Source organism: Bacillus sp. SIMBA_154 (assembly GCF_046536015.1).
Lineage (GTDB): Bacteria > Bacillota > Bacilli > Bacillales > Bacillaceae > Bacillus > Bacillus pumilus_P.
In genome coordinates, this window is sequence record NZ_JAWJBV010000003.1 from 16,108 (window position 1) to 34,742 (window position 18,635).

Genomic DNA, 18,635 nt, shown 5'->3' on the forward strand with positions numbered 1-18,635 from the left:
ATGGCTGGAAAAACTCATTCCTCAGCAGAGCACGATCACTTCCCTTGGAAACACGTAGTTGGTTTCATCCTATCCATCGTGCTAACAATCTTAGCATTCTGGATTGCCATTGGAGCTGAAATTGGCAGTGCCGCAAAACTATGGATTATCTTTGGTTTTGCATTCATTCAAGCATTCTTGCAGCTGTTCATGTTCATGCATATGACAGAGAGCGAGAACGGGACTGTTCAAGTCGGAAATACACTGTTTGGTCTATTCTGTGCGATTATCTTCGTCATCGGATCTGTTTGGATCTTCGCGGCTCACTACAGCCACGGAGAGAACAGCAAAGACGGATATTCACCGTCTGCGCCAAAGCAGTCTGAGCATTCAGATCAATAATAAAAAACCACTCATCTTTGATAGATGAGTGGTTTTTATGATGATTGCGATAGCGCTTCCAATTGGTGGTGCGAGATCTATCTGCTGCTGAATCTTTTGCGAATGAATGGAAGTCCATAGATGAGGAACGCTGCAATGTGAGCCAGAATTACGTTAATGGCAAAGAATGCGATCATGAAGGTATGTCCTGTTGGAGATAAACTGCTTGTCATGTAAAGACCGAAGAAAATCCACATAATCAAAATAGGTGGAATTGAAGCTAATGCGATTTTTCTGTTTTCTAGCCATAAAAACAGGGGTGTAGCCGTTGCAATACAGAGGTACGCAAAGAACATATCCATCGTATCCAACTCCTTTGTTAGTTGATGTTCAAATCAAATGAGAGGTCAGGATGCAATTGTGTCTGTTTTTAGGAGATATTGTGAACATTTTGTTACAAGTATTATACCACAATTGACTTTGAAGTAAACTCAATAAATGGGAAATGGGCCTTATTCCGTAGAAAATGGTTTTTTCCTCATTCCTCAGTACATCTTTATGCTGGCTTGATGTTTGCTTGTCATATCGCCACATAGGTCATTGAATTTTCCCCTTAACATCTGTAAAATAATCTTTTTAAAGGACTTGTGATGGGTTGAAATGAAAGAGTGGAAAGGAATTTTTTCCTATTGTTAGGATGAAAAGTATTTCATTTTTAGAAAATTGATTGGAACCTTTCGGACGTATCTTCCGTCATATTTAAGGTGAGTTGCTTTTGTGAAAATTTCAATCTAATATAAATAAGGGCTTTTATGTTTTGTAATAAGGGTGGTTAGTTCATGAACAAGCAGAATACATCTCCTTACTATCAGGGAGATTTGATTTTTATATTTTTAGCCTTCTTTGCCATCAGTGTCATCGCTATTTATGCTGCGGGTCAATTTGGGCAGTATGGATCTAATGCATGGACCAGACAGATCATTTACTACATGGTCGGAGTCATATGTATTGTAGCCATAAATTACTTTGATTTGGAGCAATTAGAGAAGCTGAGCTTATATATTTTTATAGGCGGCATTATGCTGTTAATTCTATTGAAAGTTGCTCCGGCGCAAATTGCAGGTCATGATTTTGCTCCAATTAAAAATGGTGCAAAAAGCTGGTTTGTGTTGCCGGGAGTTGGAACATTTCAGCCTTCAGAGTTCATGAAGATTGGTTTGATTATGATGCTTGCTTCTGTTATTGGGAAGGCAACCCCTAGAGGAAAGCGGACATTAGAGGATGATGTTTTTCTTCTATTAAAAATTGCCGGGGTGGCTGCTGTACCAGTTGGACTCATCTTTATGCAGGACGCGGGTACGGCTGCTGTCTGTATGTTTATTGTCGTCGTGATGGTGTTTTTATCTGGGGTCAATTGGAAATTGATCTCTCTTATCGGTTCAGTGGTTGTGCTATTAGTTGCCGCTGTGTTAGCCGTGATTATGCTCTTCCCTGATTTTGCGCAAAAAATTGGAATTCAGCAGTATCAAATCAACCGGATTACCGCTTGGCTGCCCGATAGTTCTACTTCAGCTAACCAGGCGCAGACACAGGATGCATCTGGGTCTGATAAATATCAAGTGGATCAAGCCATCATGGCCATTGGTGCAGGTCAAATTTTTGGGAATGGCATTAAGAATTTAAAAGTCTATGTCCCAGAAGCACAAACAGATATGATTTTCTCGATTATAGGAGAAGCCTTTGGCTTTGTCGGCTGTGCATTTGTTGTGATCATGTTCTTCTTCCTGATCTACCGGCTTGTCGTACTGATCGACCGTATCCATCCTTATAGCCGATTTGCGTCATTTTTCTGTGTGGGATATACAGCACTCATTGTGATCCATACGTTCCAGAACATTGGGATGAACATAGGCGTGATGCCTGTAACTGGGATTCCGCTCTTATTTATCAGCTTCGGGGGAAGCTCTGTTTTATCTGTTCTCATTGGATTCGGGATCGCATATAACGCAAGTGTTCAATTAACGAAATATCAAAGTTATTTATTTAAATAAAATGGGTAAAGGGCAGTCTAAGCATAGGCTGTCTTTTTTGTGCGAGTTCTAATTTTTGAAAAGCAATATGTCTTTGTCTTATGATAGAAGGAGTGAAGGAGGTCTACGAATTTGAATAAAACGATAGAAACCATATTAAATCATCGATCCATCCGTTCGTTTACAGACGAGCGTTTGACAAAGGAAGAGGTGCTGACGCTTGTCAAAAGCGCACAGGCTGCTTCAACATCAAGCTATGTGCAGGCATATAGCATCATTGGTGTAACGGATCAGGAGAAGAAGGCGAGGCTTGCTGAACTGGCTGGGAATCAGCCATACGTTGAGAGGAATGGGCATTTCTTTGTCTTCTGTGCAGATTTGAAGCGTCACGATTACATTGCTCAAAAAGCAGGTAAGAACCATCAGGAGGCGCTTGAAAATACGGAAGCCTTCCTCATTAGTGTGATTGATGCGGCATTGGCTGCGCAAAATGTCAGTGTAGCCGCAGAATCAATGGGACTTGGGATCTGCTATATCGGCGGACTGCGTAATCAGCTGAAAGAAGTCTCTGAATTACTTGAAACACCTTCCTATGTGCTGCCATTATTTGGTCTAGTTGTCGGACATCCAGCCAATCAATCTTCACAAAAGGAACGGCTGCCAGTTGAACTGATTTATCATGAAAACTCATATCAGCAAGATGAAGCCCATGTGGATCGTTATTTAAAAGAATACGATGATCGTATTTCAGCATATTATGAAGAACGAACAAACGGCGATAGAAAAGATACTTGGTCTGAGCAGATGCTTCGGGGCTTTAGCAAGCCAAAGCGTGCCTTCCTTGGAGATTTTGTGAAAGAGAAGGGCTTTAATCGAAAATAAATAATGACATCCCCCCTTTCGATTGAGAGAGGGGGATTTCTGTAAGAGGTGCAGCATCATGAAATTAAGTATACTGGATCAATCTCCTTTGATTGGAGATGCAACGCCTGCTGAAGCGCTGAGACAAACCGTTGAGCTGGCAAAGCAGGCGGAAAAGTGGGGCTATCACCGTTTTTGGGTATCAGAGCATCACTTTTCAAATCGGCTTGCAGGATCGAGTCCAGAGGTGCTTCTCGGCCATTTATCAGCCGTTACGTCGAACATACGTATTGGCTCAGGAGGTGTCATGCTTCCCCACTACAGTGCCTATAAAGTAGCAGAGAACTTCAGGGTTCTCGAAGCCTTAGCTCCTGGCAGAATTGATCTTGGGATTGGACGTGCTCCTGGTGGCATGCCGATTTCCTCCATTGCACTTCATCATGGTGAGCGAAAGCGTCTAGGTGATCAGTATCCTGAGCAGGTAGAAGAATTGAAGGTCTATTTACATGATCTAGCGGATGAATTCTACCCGCTGCCTCACCTGACCGCTTCTCCGAAGGTAGAAACCGCACCAGAGGTATGGATGCTTGGTTCATCTGGAGAGAGTGCAAGGCTTGCAGCGAAAGCAGGTGCTGGCTACACGTTTGCTCTTTTTATTAATGGTGAAGGCGGAGAAGACTCTGTGGATCAATATATCAACCGGTTCGAACCTTCAGCATTCGGTGATGAGCCGCGCGTCAGTCTTGCGGTCTTCGTTTTATGTGCAGAAACAGAGGAGCAGGCAGAGAAGCTGGCTGTCAGCCTAGATTTATCCTTACTAGCCAATGAACAGGGTCAGAATCTTGGGGGATTTCCTTCATATGAAGATGCACAGGCTTATTCCTACAGTCCATATGAACAAAAACGAGTGGCTGCCAATCGGAAGAGGATGGTGGTTGGAACGCCATCTTCTGTGAAACAGCAGCTTTCAGCACTAGCAAAGGCTTATCATACAAATGAATTGATCGCTGTGACCATCACACATCATATGCAAGATCGGCTCACATCGTATCGTTTATTAAAGGAAGCATTTGATGCATAATATGAATATTTACCGTCCACGCAGCCAGTAAAAGGGGAAAAGGAGCATCATGATGAAAATAAAGGAGGCTGTCACCAGCAAACTGAGCGGATAGATACAGGAGACATAGACAGTCAGCTCGCATGCTTGATGAAAAGGACGAGGCTGTTTCGCGTGTAAAAAGGTCAAAAAACAAACCAAGATGATCGTAAGAAAAAAAGCAGTCAAAAAAGAAACGATCCATAGCAATATCAACATTAGTCTCTTTTTCCTCCATATATGATTAAAAAGCCTTGATGAGCTGATCCGCTCATGCAAGGCTTTTCTTGTGATTCACATTTATTCGGGGTAAATGTCGAAAGGCTCCTTCGTTTGAACGGTATCTGATTTGCCTTTCAGACTCGCATACGCAAGCATTGTATATTCACCTGCTTCCAGCTTTTGGCCTTGATTGATCGTGCCATTCCACTTCACGCGGTGCTCCCCTTTATCAACATGTTGATAAACACCTGCTTCACCTAAATACTCTCCATCTGTCGAGTAGACGAGGAATGCGAGGTTTTCAGCACCACCAGGAAGATAGCTGCTAATGACATAGCTTCCAGCACGGTTATCCGGCTCAACTGAAACCGAAGTGACGCGCGGGTAATCAGGTTCTTTCACAATCAATAAAGTAGGAATGTCAGTGACCTTTCTGCCATTTTCACGGATTGTGATACTGCCTTGGTACGTTCCTTTTTTGGTTTTTGCATACTTCACTTGTACCGCAGAAGTAAATGATCCAGTGGAATTCCCTTTGACAGTGATTTTTTTCGTTCCGTTTGTACTAATGCCGCTACCATCGAATTTGTAATCAATGGTATAGGTTTTCGGTGCTTTTGAAAGGTTTTCTACCTTGAATTTTTTCGTTTTGATTTGAACGCCCTTTTCTTTTAAGAAAGTGCCGTAAGAATAGCTGGCATCAGAAACGATAGAAGACGCTTGGAGTGATTCGATGATTCGAACACTGCCTGTTCCCTGTGTGTTGTGAGGGAATGGGCTGCCATTTGCGTCGAACAGTTTTTCCGCTGTATTCATGAGCAATGCTTTGATTTGTTCAGTAGAGTACGATGGTTTCGCTTGCTTAATGATCGCTGCAACCCCTGCCACATGTGGAGATGCCATGCTTGTTCCTTGCTTAGAGCCATATCCGTAAGGCTGTGAAGGATCATGTGTTGGGATCGTACTCACAATGCTGACGCCAGGCGCTGATAGGTCAGGCTTAATCATCCACGTATCCACAACAGGTCCGCGAGATGAGAAATCAGCTACTTGCTCACTAAGTTCTTTGACAAATTGAATGGAGAAAGTCGTTGTATGGTTTCCAGCCTCAATGGCTTTGACAAGCGCTGTTCCTTCAGCTTTTGAAAGCTTAATCGTAGGAAGAGCGAGACCTGGTACATCTACTGGAATTTCTCCATCGGTATTGTTATACATCACAACGCCGATTGCACCAGCGGCTTTTGCATTGTCCACTTTATCAACAAAGGCAATGGCTCCGCGTTCAATCACCGCAACCTTTCCTTTGACATCGATGTTTTCAAATGCTTTTTCGTCACCGATACCTGATGGGACGAGTGTGACTTGTTTTTGGTCAAGTGCTTTTAAATCACTTTCTTGATAATAGCCCATGATTTTTGCCGTAGAATAGTTCGGGAATTTCACATTGTAAAGGCTGTACGGAAGCTGAGTTGCTCCGACAGAAATGGCATCTCTTGACGTACCAGGAGAACCGACTGTCCAGCTGTTCGGACCGCTGTTTCCATTTGATGTGACAGCGACAACGCCTTCAGACATGGCCCAATCGAGTGCGATGCTCGTTGCGTAATCAGGGTTATTGACACTGTTTCCAAGAGATAGGTTCATGACATCTGCTCCGTCAGTGACAGCACGGTCAATGCCTGCAAGCACGTTCTCAGTTGTCCCGGATCCACCTGGTCCAAGTACACGGTACGCAAGAAGCGTGGCATCTTTTGCGACACCTTTGATTTGTCCATTCGCCGCAATCGTTCCTGCGACGTGTGTGCCGTGATCTGTGGATTCGCCTCTAGGGTCTCCTTTAGGCGTCTCTTGCGGAGAATAATCATGATCAACAAAATCATAGCCTTTGTATAAACCGAAGTTTCCTTTTAAATCAGGGTGGGTATAGTCTACGCCAGTATCAATGACAGCGACTTTTACCCCTTTTCCAGAATAGCCGGCATCCCATGCTTTTGGTGCCCCGATAAATGGAGCGCTTTTATCCATAAGCGGGGAGACATCCTCATTGGGCAGCTGGACGCTTTCCTTTTTCACTTCATCTGTTTTATATGTAACATCCGGATAAACGGCTTTTACTCCGTCAACTGCGAGCAGCTTCGGGACTTCGTTAGCAGGAAGTTTCATAGAGAAACCAGAAAAGACTTTTTCATATTCTTGACGAACACTCGCTTTATCTACCTCTTTGAGTGCTGCCTTCTTTACTTTTGTTCGAGATTTTTTGAGGGAGGCTTTCGTTTGTGCTTCGCCTTCTTGCTTGGCTTCAACTAAGGATTTTTCCTTTAGTTCAACAATGACAGTGGTTTGTTTTCTTGAGTTGACATTGATTTCGCCGAAGATTTCTGCTTTTTCCAGTTCCATCTGTTTATTAGATGGGGCGGCAGCAGCCTGTTGACCTGAAAAGAATGTGGATAAAATAAAAATAGTGGAGAACAATAGAACAGAAGAACGAGAGATTCCTTTTTTCAATTAATTTTCCCCTTTCTAGCTGTGTATTTAGGGAGATAGCCTTTCTTTTTGTGGATAAATAGGAAAGATTCACTGCCCGTTATTAAGTATTCAATACGATGAAAACAATTCCTTTACTAAAATGGTCTTATTTTACATAGTTATAAAGAACTATTTTGTTTATAAAGTCGCACTTATACACAATTGTCTGTTGATAACTCAAATATTCGGATACATATATGGAAAATAAAAAAAATCCATACACAAAATCTAGTGAGAGGGTGTTGATATGTGGATAAACTCTGTTGATAAGGTGTGCTTATCTTTTGGATAGTGTGTGTATAATATTTTTCTTAAAAGATCATGGAACGTGATGATCTTCTGCACTTTTCAACAAAACTTCTGAAAACTAGTTTGTTTTTTCACCCATATTGTGACAAACCTCTCTTTTTTCTCGGGATATGATAGGAGCAGTTATTTTGCTAGAGCTGCTAGATTCTAAGAAAAGCGGAGGGATGTTCAGTGAAGAAATTGAAAAGCTGGTTGAGTGTATGGTTTGGTTTCATGATGAATGTGCTTGTGAATCCTGGTGTGATGATGAAGCAGCAGCGGTTTAAAGCGGCCGCAGTGGATGCTGGGTTCTTTCAAGTAGAGAAAGAGAGACAGCGAGAGAAGCAGGTAGAGAAAAATAAGAAGAAGCGCAGGGCAGAGAAACTGTTTCAGCAAAGTCTGATGATGCTTGATGAGAAGACGACGAGAGAGGCGCGCGCTGGTCCGCTCTTCCCTTTACAGAAGAGGTGAAACAGGGTAAAATCCCACATAAGAAACGTTATCTGGTGGGAGAGGATACCCCTTGAAGATATATAAAATATTGAATAACAATGCAGTGGTTGTAAAGGAGGGGGATCAGGAGAAAATTGTGATGGGGCCCGGAATTGCTTTTCAGAAGGGGAAAAATGACGTCGTTCCCGTTCAAAAAATAGAGAAAATATTTGTTGTGCGTGAAGAAAATGAGAAATTCAAACAAATTCTTGCGACATTGCCAGAAGCGCATATTGAGGTGGCAGAGCATATTATCAGTTATGCAGAGGGTGAACTCATGTTGCCGCTCAGTGATCATATCCACATATCACTGACGGATCATTTATCCTTCGCCATTGAACGCGTTCAAAAAGGCATTGTGCTATATAATAAATTGCTTGGTGAGATCAAAGTCTTATATAAGCAGGAATATGACATTGGAAAGTATGCCATTCGTTATGTAAAGGAGCGGCTTGGGGTTGAACTGCCGGACGATGAGGCAGGATATGTGGCGCTTCATATTCATACGGCCAAAATGAATACGGAGTCCATGAAGAAGACCGTCAAATACACAACGATGATCAAAGAAATGATCGAGCATATTGAAAGCTATTTTAATCACTCGATTGATGAGGATAGTATTTCCTATCAGCGGCTAGTGACACATTTGAGGTATGCATTAGGCAGGTTGGAATCGAATGAGGCATTTCAAATTATGGACGATGAGATGCTGATCTTTATCCAAACAAAGTATGATTCGTCATACCAGTGTGCACTTGGACTCGCTGACTTGTTGAAAAATGAATATGGACTTCATCTCCCTAAATCGGAGATCGGCTACATCACGCTGCATGTCCAGCGTCTGCAAGATGCCGAATTGGTTTAATGGTTGTGCCTGCATGCAGGCTTTTTTTTATGCACACTACTCTTATTAGTGTATATGGGTCATTTGATTCGAAAAAATAGATTGACGCAGGTCACACTCTTATACTATGATGAAAGCGTAATCAAAATTCGATATCGTGGGATTGTGACTGTCAGGCAGGCAAGACCTAAAATTTGCGTAACGATGGGACGTGTATGTCCTTTGATCGTTGGTGAATTTTAGGTCTTTTTTGCTTTAAAAAAGGAGGAGACAACATGGATTATCAAAAAACAGCGAAAGAATTAACAAAATTATTAGGTGGTAAAGAAAATGTCATTAGTGCAACGCATTGTGCCACACGGCTCAGGTTGGTGATGAAAGATGAGGGTTTGATTGACAAAGAGGCCATTGAAGAGCTTGATGGTGTGAAGGGGGCTTTCTCAAGCTCAGGACAATTTCAGGTCATTTTTGGGACTGGGTCTGTCAACAAGGTATATGAGCCATTTGCTCGTGAGATCGGTCTTGAGACAGACGACGAGAAACAAAAGCCTGTCAGCCATGATGAAGCAGTGAAACAAAAAATGAATCCACTTGCCCGTTTTGCCAAGACGTTATCGAATATTTTTGTACCAATTATTCCGGCGATTGTTGCGAGCGGTTTATTAATGGGTCTTCTAGGCATGATGAAAGCATTTAAATGGGTTGATCCAAGCTCCGCGATCTTCCAAATGCTTGATATGTTCACGAGTGCTGCCTTTATCATTTTACCGATTTTAATTGGGGTCAGTGCAGCGAAAGAGTTTGGTGGAAATCCGTACTTAGGTGCCGTCATTGGGGGAATTATGATTCACCCGAACCTGCTCAACCCATGGGGACTGACAGAGGCGAAACCAGAGTATATGCATTTATTCAATTTTGATATTGCTCTTCTTGGTTACCAAGGAACAGTCATCCCGGTTTTATTGACTGTGTATATCATGTGTCTTGTTGAAAAGAATTTAAGAAAAGTCGTGCCGAACAGTATTGATTTACTTGTGACCCCGTTTGTGACGGTGATTGTGACTGGATTTGTGACGTTTATAGCGGTTGGGCCGCTCGGAAGAATGCTCGGTACAGGAATTTCAAATGCACTGACATTTGTTTATGACCATGCAGGATTCTTAGCAGGACTCATTTTCGGAGGTGCTTACTCTTTAATTGTGCTCACAGGGGTTCATCATAGCTTTCATGCGATTGAGGCAGGACTGCTGAATGACATTGGACGGAACTATTTGCTGCCGATCTGGGCGATGTCCAACGTAGCGCAAGGCGGGGCGGGATTGGCTGTCTTTTTCATAGCGAAGCGTGCGAAAACAAAAGAAATCGCACTTCCAGCCGCATTTTCTGCTTTCTTAGGCATTACAGAGCCTGTGATATTCGGTGTGAACCTGCGCTATCGTAATCCGTTTATTGCCGCAATGATCGGAGGCGCATTAGGCGGAGCATTCGTTGTCTTCACGAAGGTAGCAGCTAACGCTTATGGTTTAACAGGTATTCCGATGATTGCCATTGCAGCACCATTTGGTTTACAAAATGTGGTAAATTATGTTATTGGTATGTTAATCGCTGTTGCTGTTTCATTTATTCTCACCATCATCTTTAAAGTAAAAGAAGTCGAAAAATAATCAAGGAGTGGACACAGTCATGACAACAATTGACGCAGCATTTCGTCAAAAGGTAGCAGACCGTATTCGAAACTATGAGCATTTGGTGAAAAAAGATGTGTACCGCCAGCATTTTCATTTGATGCCGCCAGTGGGTCTTTTAAATGACCCAAATGGATTGATTCAGTGGAAGGGGATTTACCATGTCTTTTATCAATGGCAGCCATTCAAAACGGGACATGGTGCAAAATTCTGGGGTCACTACACATCTACAGATCTAGTGAATTGGCAGCATGAAGAAGCCGCTCTTGCCCCAAGTGATTGGTTTGATCAAAATGGCTGTTATTCTGGCAGTGCCGTCATTGACGATGGAAACATGTATGTGATGTATACCGGAAATGTTCGTGATGAACAAGGTAACCGTGAGACATATCAATGTTTAGCTGTTTCAGACGATGGCATTCATTTTCAGAAAAAGGGTGTCGTGGCGACATTGCCAGAAGGATTCACCGCACATTTTCGTGATCCGAAGGTATGGAAGCGAAATGGTCAGTGGTACATGGTTCTAGGTGCACAAAGCCAAGATCTCAAAGGACATCTTGTCTTGTTCACCTCTGATACATTAGACAATTGGACGTTTCAGGGCATTATTGCAGGCAGTGGAAAGAATGGATTAGAAGATTTCGGATATATGTGGGAATGTCCAGATCTGTTCGAATTAGACGGCCGTGATGTATTGATTGTGTCACCGCAAGGGTTGGAGCCTGATGGCTTAAAATATCAAAATACACATCAATCAGGCTATTTTGTTGGTACATTAGATGATAGCTCTTACCAATATACACACGGAGAATTTGAGGAGCTGGATCGAGGCTTTGACTTCTATGCGCAGCAGACCTTTCAAGACGAATCAGGCAGACGTCTTTTAATTGGATGGATGGGTGTGCCTGATCAAGGAGAAGAGCATCACCCGACGATTTCCTATCAATGGATACACTGCTTAACGATTCCGAGAGAGCTCCGTTTAGATGATGAGGGACATCTTATTCAAAAGCCAGTAACTGAGCTTCAGACCATGCGGACAAATGAGCAAGAGCATGTATTTCATATTAAGCGCTCTGTTCATTCTATTCCTGTAGATGATATTACGAGCGCAGAGGTATTTATTGATCAAATTGAAACACAAAAAGGGTTTGAATGCTGTATTCGTGCGGCTGCCCGTATCTTTTATGATAAAGATGAGGGGAAACTGACATTAGAACGAGATCGATTTGAAGATCGAGCAAAGGAAATTCGTGAAGTAGAAATAGAGGAATTACAGGACCTGCATATCTTTATCGATGCATCGTCGATTGAGATTTTTGTAAACGGAGGCAGGGAAGTATTTACCTCACGTTACTTTCCTTCCCCGGGAAATAAATCAATCTCGATGAGTGGCAGAAATGAAACGAAGCTTAAACTAAAGACATGGCATTTACAAAAAGAAGCAGGTCATTGATCTGCTTTTTTCTAGTGAGATCAGCCTGTATCTTAAAGCCTATAGCGCATAGAAACAAGAGTTGCCTCAGGCGGTGGTGAGCGGTTTGATGACGTTTTACATATATGATAACAGGTTGAATTATGGTATCATTTTAAAATATATACAGCTGAGGCTGACGTTTATCCAAATGCGGTAGGACAAAAAGGGGTTGTTTACTTGAATTCAAAACAGCAGCCGACGACTAGAAAGCGCTTGGAGACAATGGCAGATCATGTTGAAGATAAACGTGAAGAATATAAAGAATTGCTCATTCAAGTCCAATCTATTCTCGGTGAACCTTCTCTAGAGCAGGAAGAGTTAAAAGAGAAGCTGTCAGATACGTATAAACAAATGAAAGAATATGCCTTATTTGTAGAATCCATTGAAGCCTTTATTCGAAAAATCGCGAAAGAATCGGATCAGCAAAAGTAGGCATTCATGTAGGGGCAAAAGAGTGTACTCAGGAGCGAGTGCGCTTTTTTTACGGAACGAAAATGGAAGGTGCTGACAATTGAAGATAAAGGTCTGTTTTTAAATATCGATAAACAAAAAACCGATTCACCCATTAAAAAGGTGAATCGGTTTTTACTGTTTTATTTGTCAAAACGATGAGCGGAATGCTTGGTTGGTCCGATGTAGTCGTTTAGCTGGAATGAGCCTTTAATGGCAGAAGTGATGAATTCTTTTGCTGCATAAATGGCTTCCTTCACGTCTGATCCATTCGCTAGTTCAGCTGTGACTGCCGCTGAGAAAGTGCAGCCTGCGCCGTGTGTATATTGTGTGTCGATCTTATCAGATTCAAGGCGTTCAAAGGTTTGTCCATCATAAAGCAAATCAATCGCTTTATCTTGGCTAAGCTTACCGCCTCCAGTAATGACGACATACTTTGCACCAAGTTTGTGGATGCGTTTTGCTGCTTCTTCCATTTGTTCGATCGTTTTGATCTCACCGATGCCGCTTAATTGACCTGCTTCGAAAAGGTTAGGTGTGATGACGGTTGCCAGTGGCGTGAGCTTTTCACGTAAAGCTTCAGCATGCTCTGGGTAAAGGACTTCGTTTGCCCCCTTACAAACCATGACAGGATCAATGACGACATTTTTCAAATCATATGTTTTGATGGTTTCAGCCGCGAGTTCAATCACGTCGACCGTTGGGAGCATGCCTGTTTTTAGAGCATCTATTCCAATGCCTTCCACAATTGTAGAGAGCTGCGCACGAATGGTCGCCGTATCGATTGGAAACACCTGATGATCCCATGAGTTATGAGGGTCCATTGCAACGACAACTGTTAAAGCTGTCATCCCGTAGACGTTTTTCTCTTGAAACGTTTTTAAATCTGCTTGGATACCTGCACCGCCGCTTGAATCCGAACCTGCGATGGTGAGTGCTTTATTCATAGACATAGTTGCTGAACCTCCAATGTGATGTGTAACAGTTCTTGTTCTACCCCTTATTATAATCAGCTTTTCCATTTATCACAATGAAACGACATAAAAAAGCGTTCCTCAAAGAGAAACGCTTCAAATCCTTATCTTTTACAAATCACCAATTTTCCTTTTTTCAGCTCCTCTAAAAGCGTTAAGGCTAACTCCTGATCAGCACCGACCGACATCATTTTGGCCATGAGCTCATCATCCCGGGTGCGAATGACATTGGCAACTTGATCTAAAATTCCTTGATCGACTGCTGTCATGCTTTTGGCATCTGTATACTCAGTTACGTTATCAGAGCGTTCTGGATCGTACGCAAAAACGAAGACGGCATCCTTTAATGAATGTAAGTTTTCAATGGTCTGTTTCGCTTCTTTGCTATTCTCTACCGTGATATATTCCATAGTGATCACTCCTTTCCATCAAAAATTCCCATTTTCCCGCAAAATCAAACCGCCTTTTATATCATGAGAAGAAAGCCAATCTATGTTTTAATGGAAAAAGACGAATCTATTAAAGGAGTAAGTTGAATATGAAGATATCCTTATTAATTGTGACGCATAACAGACTAAGCGCGCTGTGTGAGCTGCTTGAATCCATTTCGAGACAAACCGTACAGCCTTTTGAAATTGTAGTAGTGAATGATGCAGGGGAGCGAGTGGACATCATTCAGGAACTCTATCCTGAACTTCCGATCCGCTTGATTCATTTAGATGAGAATGTCCAGCATGTCAATGCAAGAAATGTGGGGGTGCGGGAGCTGACAGGCGATGTCATCATGCTAAGTGACGACGATGATTACTTCACACCTTGTCATATCGAACGTATGAGCAAGGCGCTGGACGACGCCGACTTTGTCTTTTCTGACGCAGAAATTGTTTCATTTGAAGAAAAAGGCGCTATCCGTTTTCCATTATCGAGACGTTTGTTTGCTTATACAGCGGACATTGAAGATATGCGTGTCTTTTCTACATATGTTCCTTCGGGCAGTATGTATAAACGCCACATACACGAAGAGGTTGGCTACTTTGACCCAGCTATGCATCATTACTGGGATTGGGACTTTTTCTTGCGTGTATCACAGCATGCGCGTGTAAAGCGAGTACCAGCTGCCAGCGTGATCTATGCGTTTTTTGATGGCGGTGGAAATCAGTCTAGTGATCTTGGTGAAACAAGGAAGAACTACTTAAATGATCTAAGTGAAAAGCATGAACTTGGCGATCTGCCGACAGCTAACTTTGCTGTCCTACTAGAAGAACCAGCGATGAAAAAACGAGAATCAGAGAGTGAGATTGTGTGGGATGGAAAACCGATGATCTCAAGATTGACACAGCAGGCAGAAGGAGGAGAACCGCAATGAAGCCATTTTTAAATGATAGCTGGTGGGTTGTCATGAAGAGTGAATTTGAACAGCCGTATTATCAGGAATTACGTGAGTGGATGAAGGAAGAATATCGCATGCAGACCGTTTTTCCGAAACCCGATGACGTTTATCGTGCCCTTCATTTGACGTCGTATGAAGAGGTCAAAGTGGTGATTTTGGGACAAGACCCTTATCATGGCCCAGGACAGGCACACGGATTAAGCTTTTCTGTTCAGCCTGGTGTCAGACAGCCGCCGTCTTTGAGAAATATTTTTCAGGAGCTAAAGGATGATCTTGGTTGTCCTGTCCCAAACCATGGCTCTCTTGTCAGCTGGGCAGAACAGGGTGTGCTGCTCTTAAACACCGTGCTAACTGTGAGAAAGGGTGAGGCGAATTCGCATAAAGGCAAGGGCTGGGAACGCGTGACAGACCGGGTGATTGATGTGCTGAATGAACGGGATCAGCCCGTCGTCTTTGTGTTATGGGGAAGACATGCCCAAAATAAGAAAGAACGCATTGATCAAATCAAGCATTACATCATTGAATCACCTCACCCAAGTCCTTTTTCTGCAAGAAACGGCTTTTTTGGCAGCCGTCCGTTTTCTCAGGCAAACGCATATTTAAAGCAAATGGGGCTTGAAGAAATCAACTGGTGTATCAAGGATATTGAATCAAAATAGGACGAGGGGGAAACCCCCTTCGTCCTGTTTATTTTAAAAATTTACGGACAATGTCGAGTCCGTTTTTCGCATTTGGATAACGGAAGGAAAAATCGAAGCGATTGGTCTGACGCAGGACGCTTTTTTCATGCGTAAAGGTGAAAAAGCTTTCCTTCCCATGATATCGTCCTATGCCGCTTTCTCCAACGCCTCCAAATGGCAAGTAAGGAGTGGCCACATGCATCAGTGTGTCGTTGATACAGCCTCCGCCAAATGAGAGGTTGTCTAGGACATATGCTTCTGTTTCTTTACTAGTTGTAAATAAGTAAAGGGCGAGCGGCTTCGGCCTTGCTTTGATCATGTCCGCTGCTTCATGCAGAGAATGAAAGGTCATGACAGGCAGAATCGGTCCGAAAATTTCCTCCTGCATCACGGGATCTTCCCATGAGATGTGATCTAAAATGGTCGGTGCGATTTTGAGCTCCTGTTCATTGCACTGTCCGCCCGTCACGATCGTACCATTTAAAAGAAATTGTGAGAGTCTGTCAAAATGACGCTGGCTGACATTTTTCCCAAAGTGCGGATGCGTTTCGGGTTGTTCGCCATAAAAGTCACGGATACAAGCCGTCATTTCCCGCAAAAGGTCCTCTTTGATGGATTCATGAACAAGCAAATAGTCTGGTGCAATGCATGTTTGACCAGCATTGGTGAATTTTCCAAAAGTGATTCGCTTCGCAGCAAGCTTGATGTCTGCATCATGCATGACAATGCAAGGGCTTTTTCCGCCAAGCTCAAGTGTGACAGGTGTCAGATGCTTTGCGGCCGCTTCCATGACGACTTTGCCGACAGCCACACTTCCAGTAAAGAAGATATAATCAAAGGGCAGCTTCAGCAGCTCTGTACTGACATCTACACCGCCTTCTACGACTGCCGCATGGTCTTCTTGAAACACACGTTCCACAATTGAGCCGATCACTTGTGAGACTTGCGGCGTCAGTTCTGACGGCTTTAAGATGACGGCATTTCCAGCTGAAATGGCTCCGATTAATGGAGAAAGAGCCAGTTGGAAAGGATAGTTCCAAGGGGCAATAATGAGAACACTTCCGTACGGTTCCTTGATGATCATGCTTTTCGATCCAATATGAGTCAGTGGTGTTTTCGCGCGGGATGGCTTCGCCCATTTATGAAGGTGCTTGATGGTATGATTGATTTCTTCATACACCATCCCAATCTCTGTTGTATAAGCTTCCTGTTCCGATTTATGTAAATCATGTGCTAAGGCTTGTAAAATATCCTTTTCAAACTGTTTGATTTCTGTTTTCAAGTCTTTAAGGATGCGGATACGTTCTTGGACCGCCGGCTTGTGAAAGACTTTTTGTTTGTTAAAAAGAGCAGTGAGCTTGTCCATTATTCAATCCTTTCATAGACGATTTTGTTCCTTTTATTATGTGTGAATCACCGGTACTGGTCAAATAAGAGGTACATAAGCGCACTGCTTTGAAAAAATGAACCCATTTGGTTTGTTCATTTGGTAAAATAATGTTGAAAACGAATTTTTATGATTGGAGGGTCAACCCTTGAATATCCATATATCAAGCCTGCTTCAAAAAATGGAGGAAGCGATTCAAAAAGCGAAACAAAGTGGAAATGATGAAGAGGTGAAACGTCAAGTGGCGGCGATTTCTTCACTATGTGATGTCATTCTTGACGCGCCGTCACAGGTGCAAATGCCACAGTCTTCGGTCATTTCACCACCTCCATCCATATCTGCACCATCTGCACCGTCTGGGTCTCCGGATCAAGCCATGCTTGAGAAGCTGATGGGCACGAGTGGTGCAAAAAAGTTGCAGCATAAAGAAGAGGAGCAAAAAGAGAAGGACGGGAACGGCGACTCTATTTTTGATTTTTAGTGGTCTTGTCACGACAAAGGGAAGGTGATTGGGTTGAAATTATTTTTGGGCGCCATTCAGTGGATGGCATTTTTTATCGCAGCTTCTATTGCAGTACCGATTGCAATTGCACAAGCGTTTGAATTGAATCAAGTGCAATCGGCAGAGCTGATTCAAAGTACATTCTTTTCACTTGGACTTGTGGCGATGGTGCAGTGTTTATGCGGTCATATGCTGCCGATCAATGAAAGTCCAGCAGGGCTGTGGTGGGGTGTGTATACCCTTTATGCAGGTATGACAGGGACGATCTTTGCGACGTATCCTGAAACTCTGCAAGCATTACAAGGGGCTTTAATTTTTAGTGCTGCTTTCTTTTTTATTTTTAGTTTATTTAAAATCATTAATTGGCTCGCATCTTTATTTACGCCAGTCGTCACTGGCATTTACCTGCTTTTACTTGTTGTGCAGTTAAGTCAGCCAATCATGAAAGGGCTAATGGGCATCGGCTATCGGGGAAATCAGGTGGACGGGCTTGTCTTTTGTTTATCGATCTTGATTATTGTCCTCACCTTCATGATCAGCCGCTCAAAATGGCATTACTTAAGACAGTTTTCTGTGTTATTCGCACTTGCAGGCGGGTGGCTGTTATTCGCTTTACTCGGATTGGCGAAGCCAGTTCGTATTCCTGAGCATATCATCGAGTTTCCGAAGCTGTTCCCATTCGGCATGCCGGTCTTTGACAGTGGACTACTTGTCACGTCCTTTTTCATTACGATCTTACTCATTGTGAACATGCTGGCAAGTATTCGAATTGTGGAAAGTTCAGTGAAGGCATTTGGTGAACTGCGTGAGCGGAAGAGAGCTCGGCCTGCTGGTTTTGTCGCAGCATTTGGTCACTTACTGAGCGGATTGATCGGTGCCATTGCGCCTGTACCTATTTCCGGAGCAGCAGGATTTATCCAGACAACGAAAATTCCATCGAGAAAGCCATTTTTCATAGGAAGTCTGCTCATTGTACTCATTAGTTTGTTCCCGCTGCTCATGAGCTTTTTCTCCGCATTGCCGTCACCTGTGGGGCTTGCTGTGAACTTTGTGGTGTTCTCCTCTATGATTGGGATCGCCATGTCTGAATTTGATCAATATGAAAAGGAAGAGGTTCCACGGATTCGCTTTGTTCTTGGGATTGCCGTTTTAGCAGGCGTGGGGGCAATGTTTGTGCCGCAGGGAGCCTTGAAAGGCATGCACCCTGTGCTCATTTCATTATTAAGCAATGGTCTTGTTCTCGGCACACTCATTGCGATCGTTGTTGACCAAGTCTTGTTAAGAAAGAAGAAGAAATCCGACAATCTCGTGTCAGCGTAAAAGGAAAGTTGAATGTCGGATGTAACCCGCGCTATGATAAACATAAAG

At 43.0% G+C, this 18,635-nt stretch carries 18 protein-coding genes; 13 read left to right on the plus strand and 5 right to left on the minus strand.

The genetic code is table 11. The features are described 5' to 3' along the window. Positions 1-381 carry a cytochrome aa3 quinol oxidase subunit IV gene (qoxD, locus tag R0K30_RS06510; protein ID WP_099728024.1) on the plus strand — a complete coding sequence of 127 codons (381 nt, stop codon included), beginning with the start codon at positions 1-3 and terminating at the stop codon, positions 379-381. A 77-nt stretch (positions 382-458) separates the two neighbouring features. Here qoxD and R0K30_RS06515 read toward each other — a convergent pair whose 3' ends face one another. Continuing rightward, a complete protein-coding gene (locus R0K30_RS06515) occupies positions 459-722 on the minus strand; it encodes a spore morphogenesis/germination protein YwcE (RefSeq protein ID WP_034321979.1) in 264 nt (87 codons plus the stop codon). Between the two features lie 477 nt (positions 723-1,199). Between R0K30_RS06515 and R0K30_RS06520 the strand changes: the two genes are divergently transcribed. From R0K30_RS06520 to R0K30_RS06530, 3 genes are all read left to right on the plus strand, one after another. Then, positions 1,200-2,411: an FtsW/RodA/SpoVE family cell cycle protein gene (locus tag R0K30_RS06520; RefSeq protein ID WP_410609701.1), complete on the plus strand. Its 1,212-nt coding sequence runs from the start codon at positions 1,200-1,202 to the stop codon at positions 2,409-2,411. A gap of 111 nt (positions 2,412-2,522) precedes the next feature. After that, complete coding sequence (gene nfsA, locus R0K30_RS06525; RefSeq protein WP_367307873.1) at positions 2,523-3,272, plus strand: oxygen-insensitive NADPH nitroreductase; 750 nt, start codon at positions 2,523-2,525, stop codon at positions 3,270-3,272. Between the two features lie 55 nt (positions 3,273-3,327). After that, positions 3,328-4,332, plus strand: a complete 1,005-nt coding sequence (locus R0K30_RS06530; RefSeq protein WP_410610097.1) for an LLM class flavin-dependent oxidoreductase — start codon at positions 3,328-3,330, stop codon at positions 4,330-4,332. A gap of 318 nt (positions 4,333-4,650) precedes the next feature. On the opposite strand, the gene R0K30_RS06535 is transcribed toward R0K30_RS06530, so the two are convergent. Continuing rightward, on the minus strand, positions 4,651-7,077 hold the full coding sequence (locus R0K30_RS06535) for a S8 family peptidase (RefSeq protein WP_410609704.1): 2,427 nt from the start codon (positions 7,075-7,077) through the stop codon (positions 4,651-4,653). A gap of 501 nt (positions 7,078-7,578) precedes the next feature. On the opposite strand from R0K30_RS06535, the gene R0K30_RS06540 reads away from it, so the two are divergent. The 5 genes from R0K30_RS06540 (at position 7,579) to R0K30_RS06560 (ending at position 12,316) form a co-directional block, all read left to right on the plus strand. Further along, the gene (locus R0K30_RS06540) at positions 7,579-7,857 is read left to right on the plus strand and encodes a hypothetical protein (protein ID WP_099728018.1); all 279 of its coding nucleotides are present in this window, start codon (positions 7,579-7,581) and stop codon (positions 7,855-7,857) included. Positions 7,858-7,909: 52 nt separating this feature from the next. Next, positions 7,910-8,743 (plus strand): PRD domain-containing protein, encoded by an 834-nt coding sequence (locus R0K30_RS06545; protein WP_410609706.1) that lies wholly within the window; start codon positions 7,910-7,912, stop codon positions 8,741-8,743. Between the two features lie 254 nt (positions 8,744-8,997). Beyond that, positions 8,998-10,386 carry a sucrose-specific PTS transporter subunit IIBC gene (locus R0K30_RS06550; protein WP_410609708.1) on the plus strand — a complete coding sequence of 463 codons (1,389 nt, stop codon included), beginning with the start codon at positions 8,998-9,000 and terminating at the stop codon, positions 10,384-10,386. 19 nt (positions 10,387-10,405) lie between these two features. Next, the gene (locus R0K30_RS06555; RefSeq protein ID WP_410609710.1) at positions 10,406-11,863 is read left to right on the plus strand and encodes a sucrose-6-phosphate hydrolase; all 1,458 of its coding nucleotides are present in this window, start codon (positions 10,406-10,408) and stop codon (positions 11,861-11,863) included. Positions 11,864-12,061: 198 nt separating this feature from the next. Next, a complete protein-coding gene (locus R0K30_RS06560) occupies positions 12,062-12,316 on the plus strand; it encodes a hypothetical protein (RefSeq protein WP_099728014.1) in 255 nt (84 codons plus the stop codon). 161 nt (positions 12,317-12,477) lie between these two features. Here the strand turns inward: R0K30_RS06560 and R0K30_RS06565 are convergent, their stop codons facing one another. Further along, a complete protein-coding gene (locus tag R0K30_RS06565; RefSeq protein WP_099728013.1) occupies positions 12,478-13,287 on the minus strand; it encodes a bifunctional hydroxymethylpyrimidine kinase/phosphomethylpyrimidine kinase in 810 nt (269 codons plus the stop codon). A 125-nt stretch (positions 13,288-13,412) separates the two neighbouring features. After that, positions 13,413-13,718: a general stress protein gene (locus tag R0K30_RS06570; RefSeq protein ID WP_327925429.1), complete on the minus strand. Its 306-nt coding sequence runs from the start codon at positions 13,716-13,718 to the stop codon at positions 13,413-13,415. A 128-nt stretch (positions 13,719-13,846) separates the two neighbouring features. Between R0K30_RS06570 and R0K30_RS06575 the strand changes: the two genes are divergently transcribed. Then, on the plus strand, positions 13,847-14,674 hold the full coding sequence (locus tag R0K30_RS06575) for a glycosyltransferase family 2 protein (protein ID WP_410609713.1): 828 nt from the start codon (positions 13,847-13,849) through the stop codon (positions 14,672-14,674). Beyond that, a complete protein-coding gene (locus R0K30_RS06580; protein ID WP_410609715.1) occupies positions 14,671-15,357 on the plus strand; it encodes a uracil-DNA glycosylase in 687 nt (228 codons plus the stop codon). The genes R0K30_RS06575 and R0K30_RS06580 overlap by 4 nt, the downstream gene beginning before the upstream one ends. A gap of 28 nt (positions 15,358-15,385) precedes the next feature. On the opposite strand, the gene R0K30_RS06585 is transcribed toward R0K30_RS06580, so the two are convergent. Next, positions 15,386-16,744, minus strand: a complete 1,359-nt coding sequence (locus tag R0K30_RS06585) for an aldehyde dehydrogenase (RefSeq protein ID WP_410609717.1) — start codon at positions 16,742-16,744, stop codon at positions 15,386-15,388. Positions 16,745-16,913: 169 nt separating this feature from the next. On the opposite strand from R0K30_RS06585, the gene R0K30_RS06590 reads away from it, so the two are divergent. Continuing rightward, positions 16,914-17,246 carry a YwdI family protein gene (locus R0K30_RS06590; RefSeq protein ID WP_410609719.1) on the plus strand — a complete coding sequence of 111 codons (333 nt, stop codon included), beginning with the start codon at positions 16,914-16,916 and terminating at the stop codon, positions 17,244-17,246. A gap of 33 nt (positions 17,247-17,279) precedes the next feature. Next, complete coding sequence (locus R0K30_RS06595; RefSeq protein WP_099728007.1) at positions 17,280-18,587, plus strand: purine/pyrimidine permease; 1,308 nt, start codon at positions 17,280-17,282, stop codon at positions 18,585-18,587. The last annotated feature ends 48 nt before the right edge of the window (positions 18,588-18,635 follow it).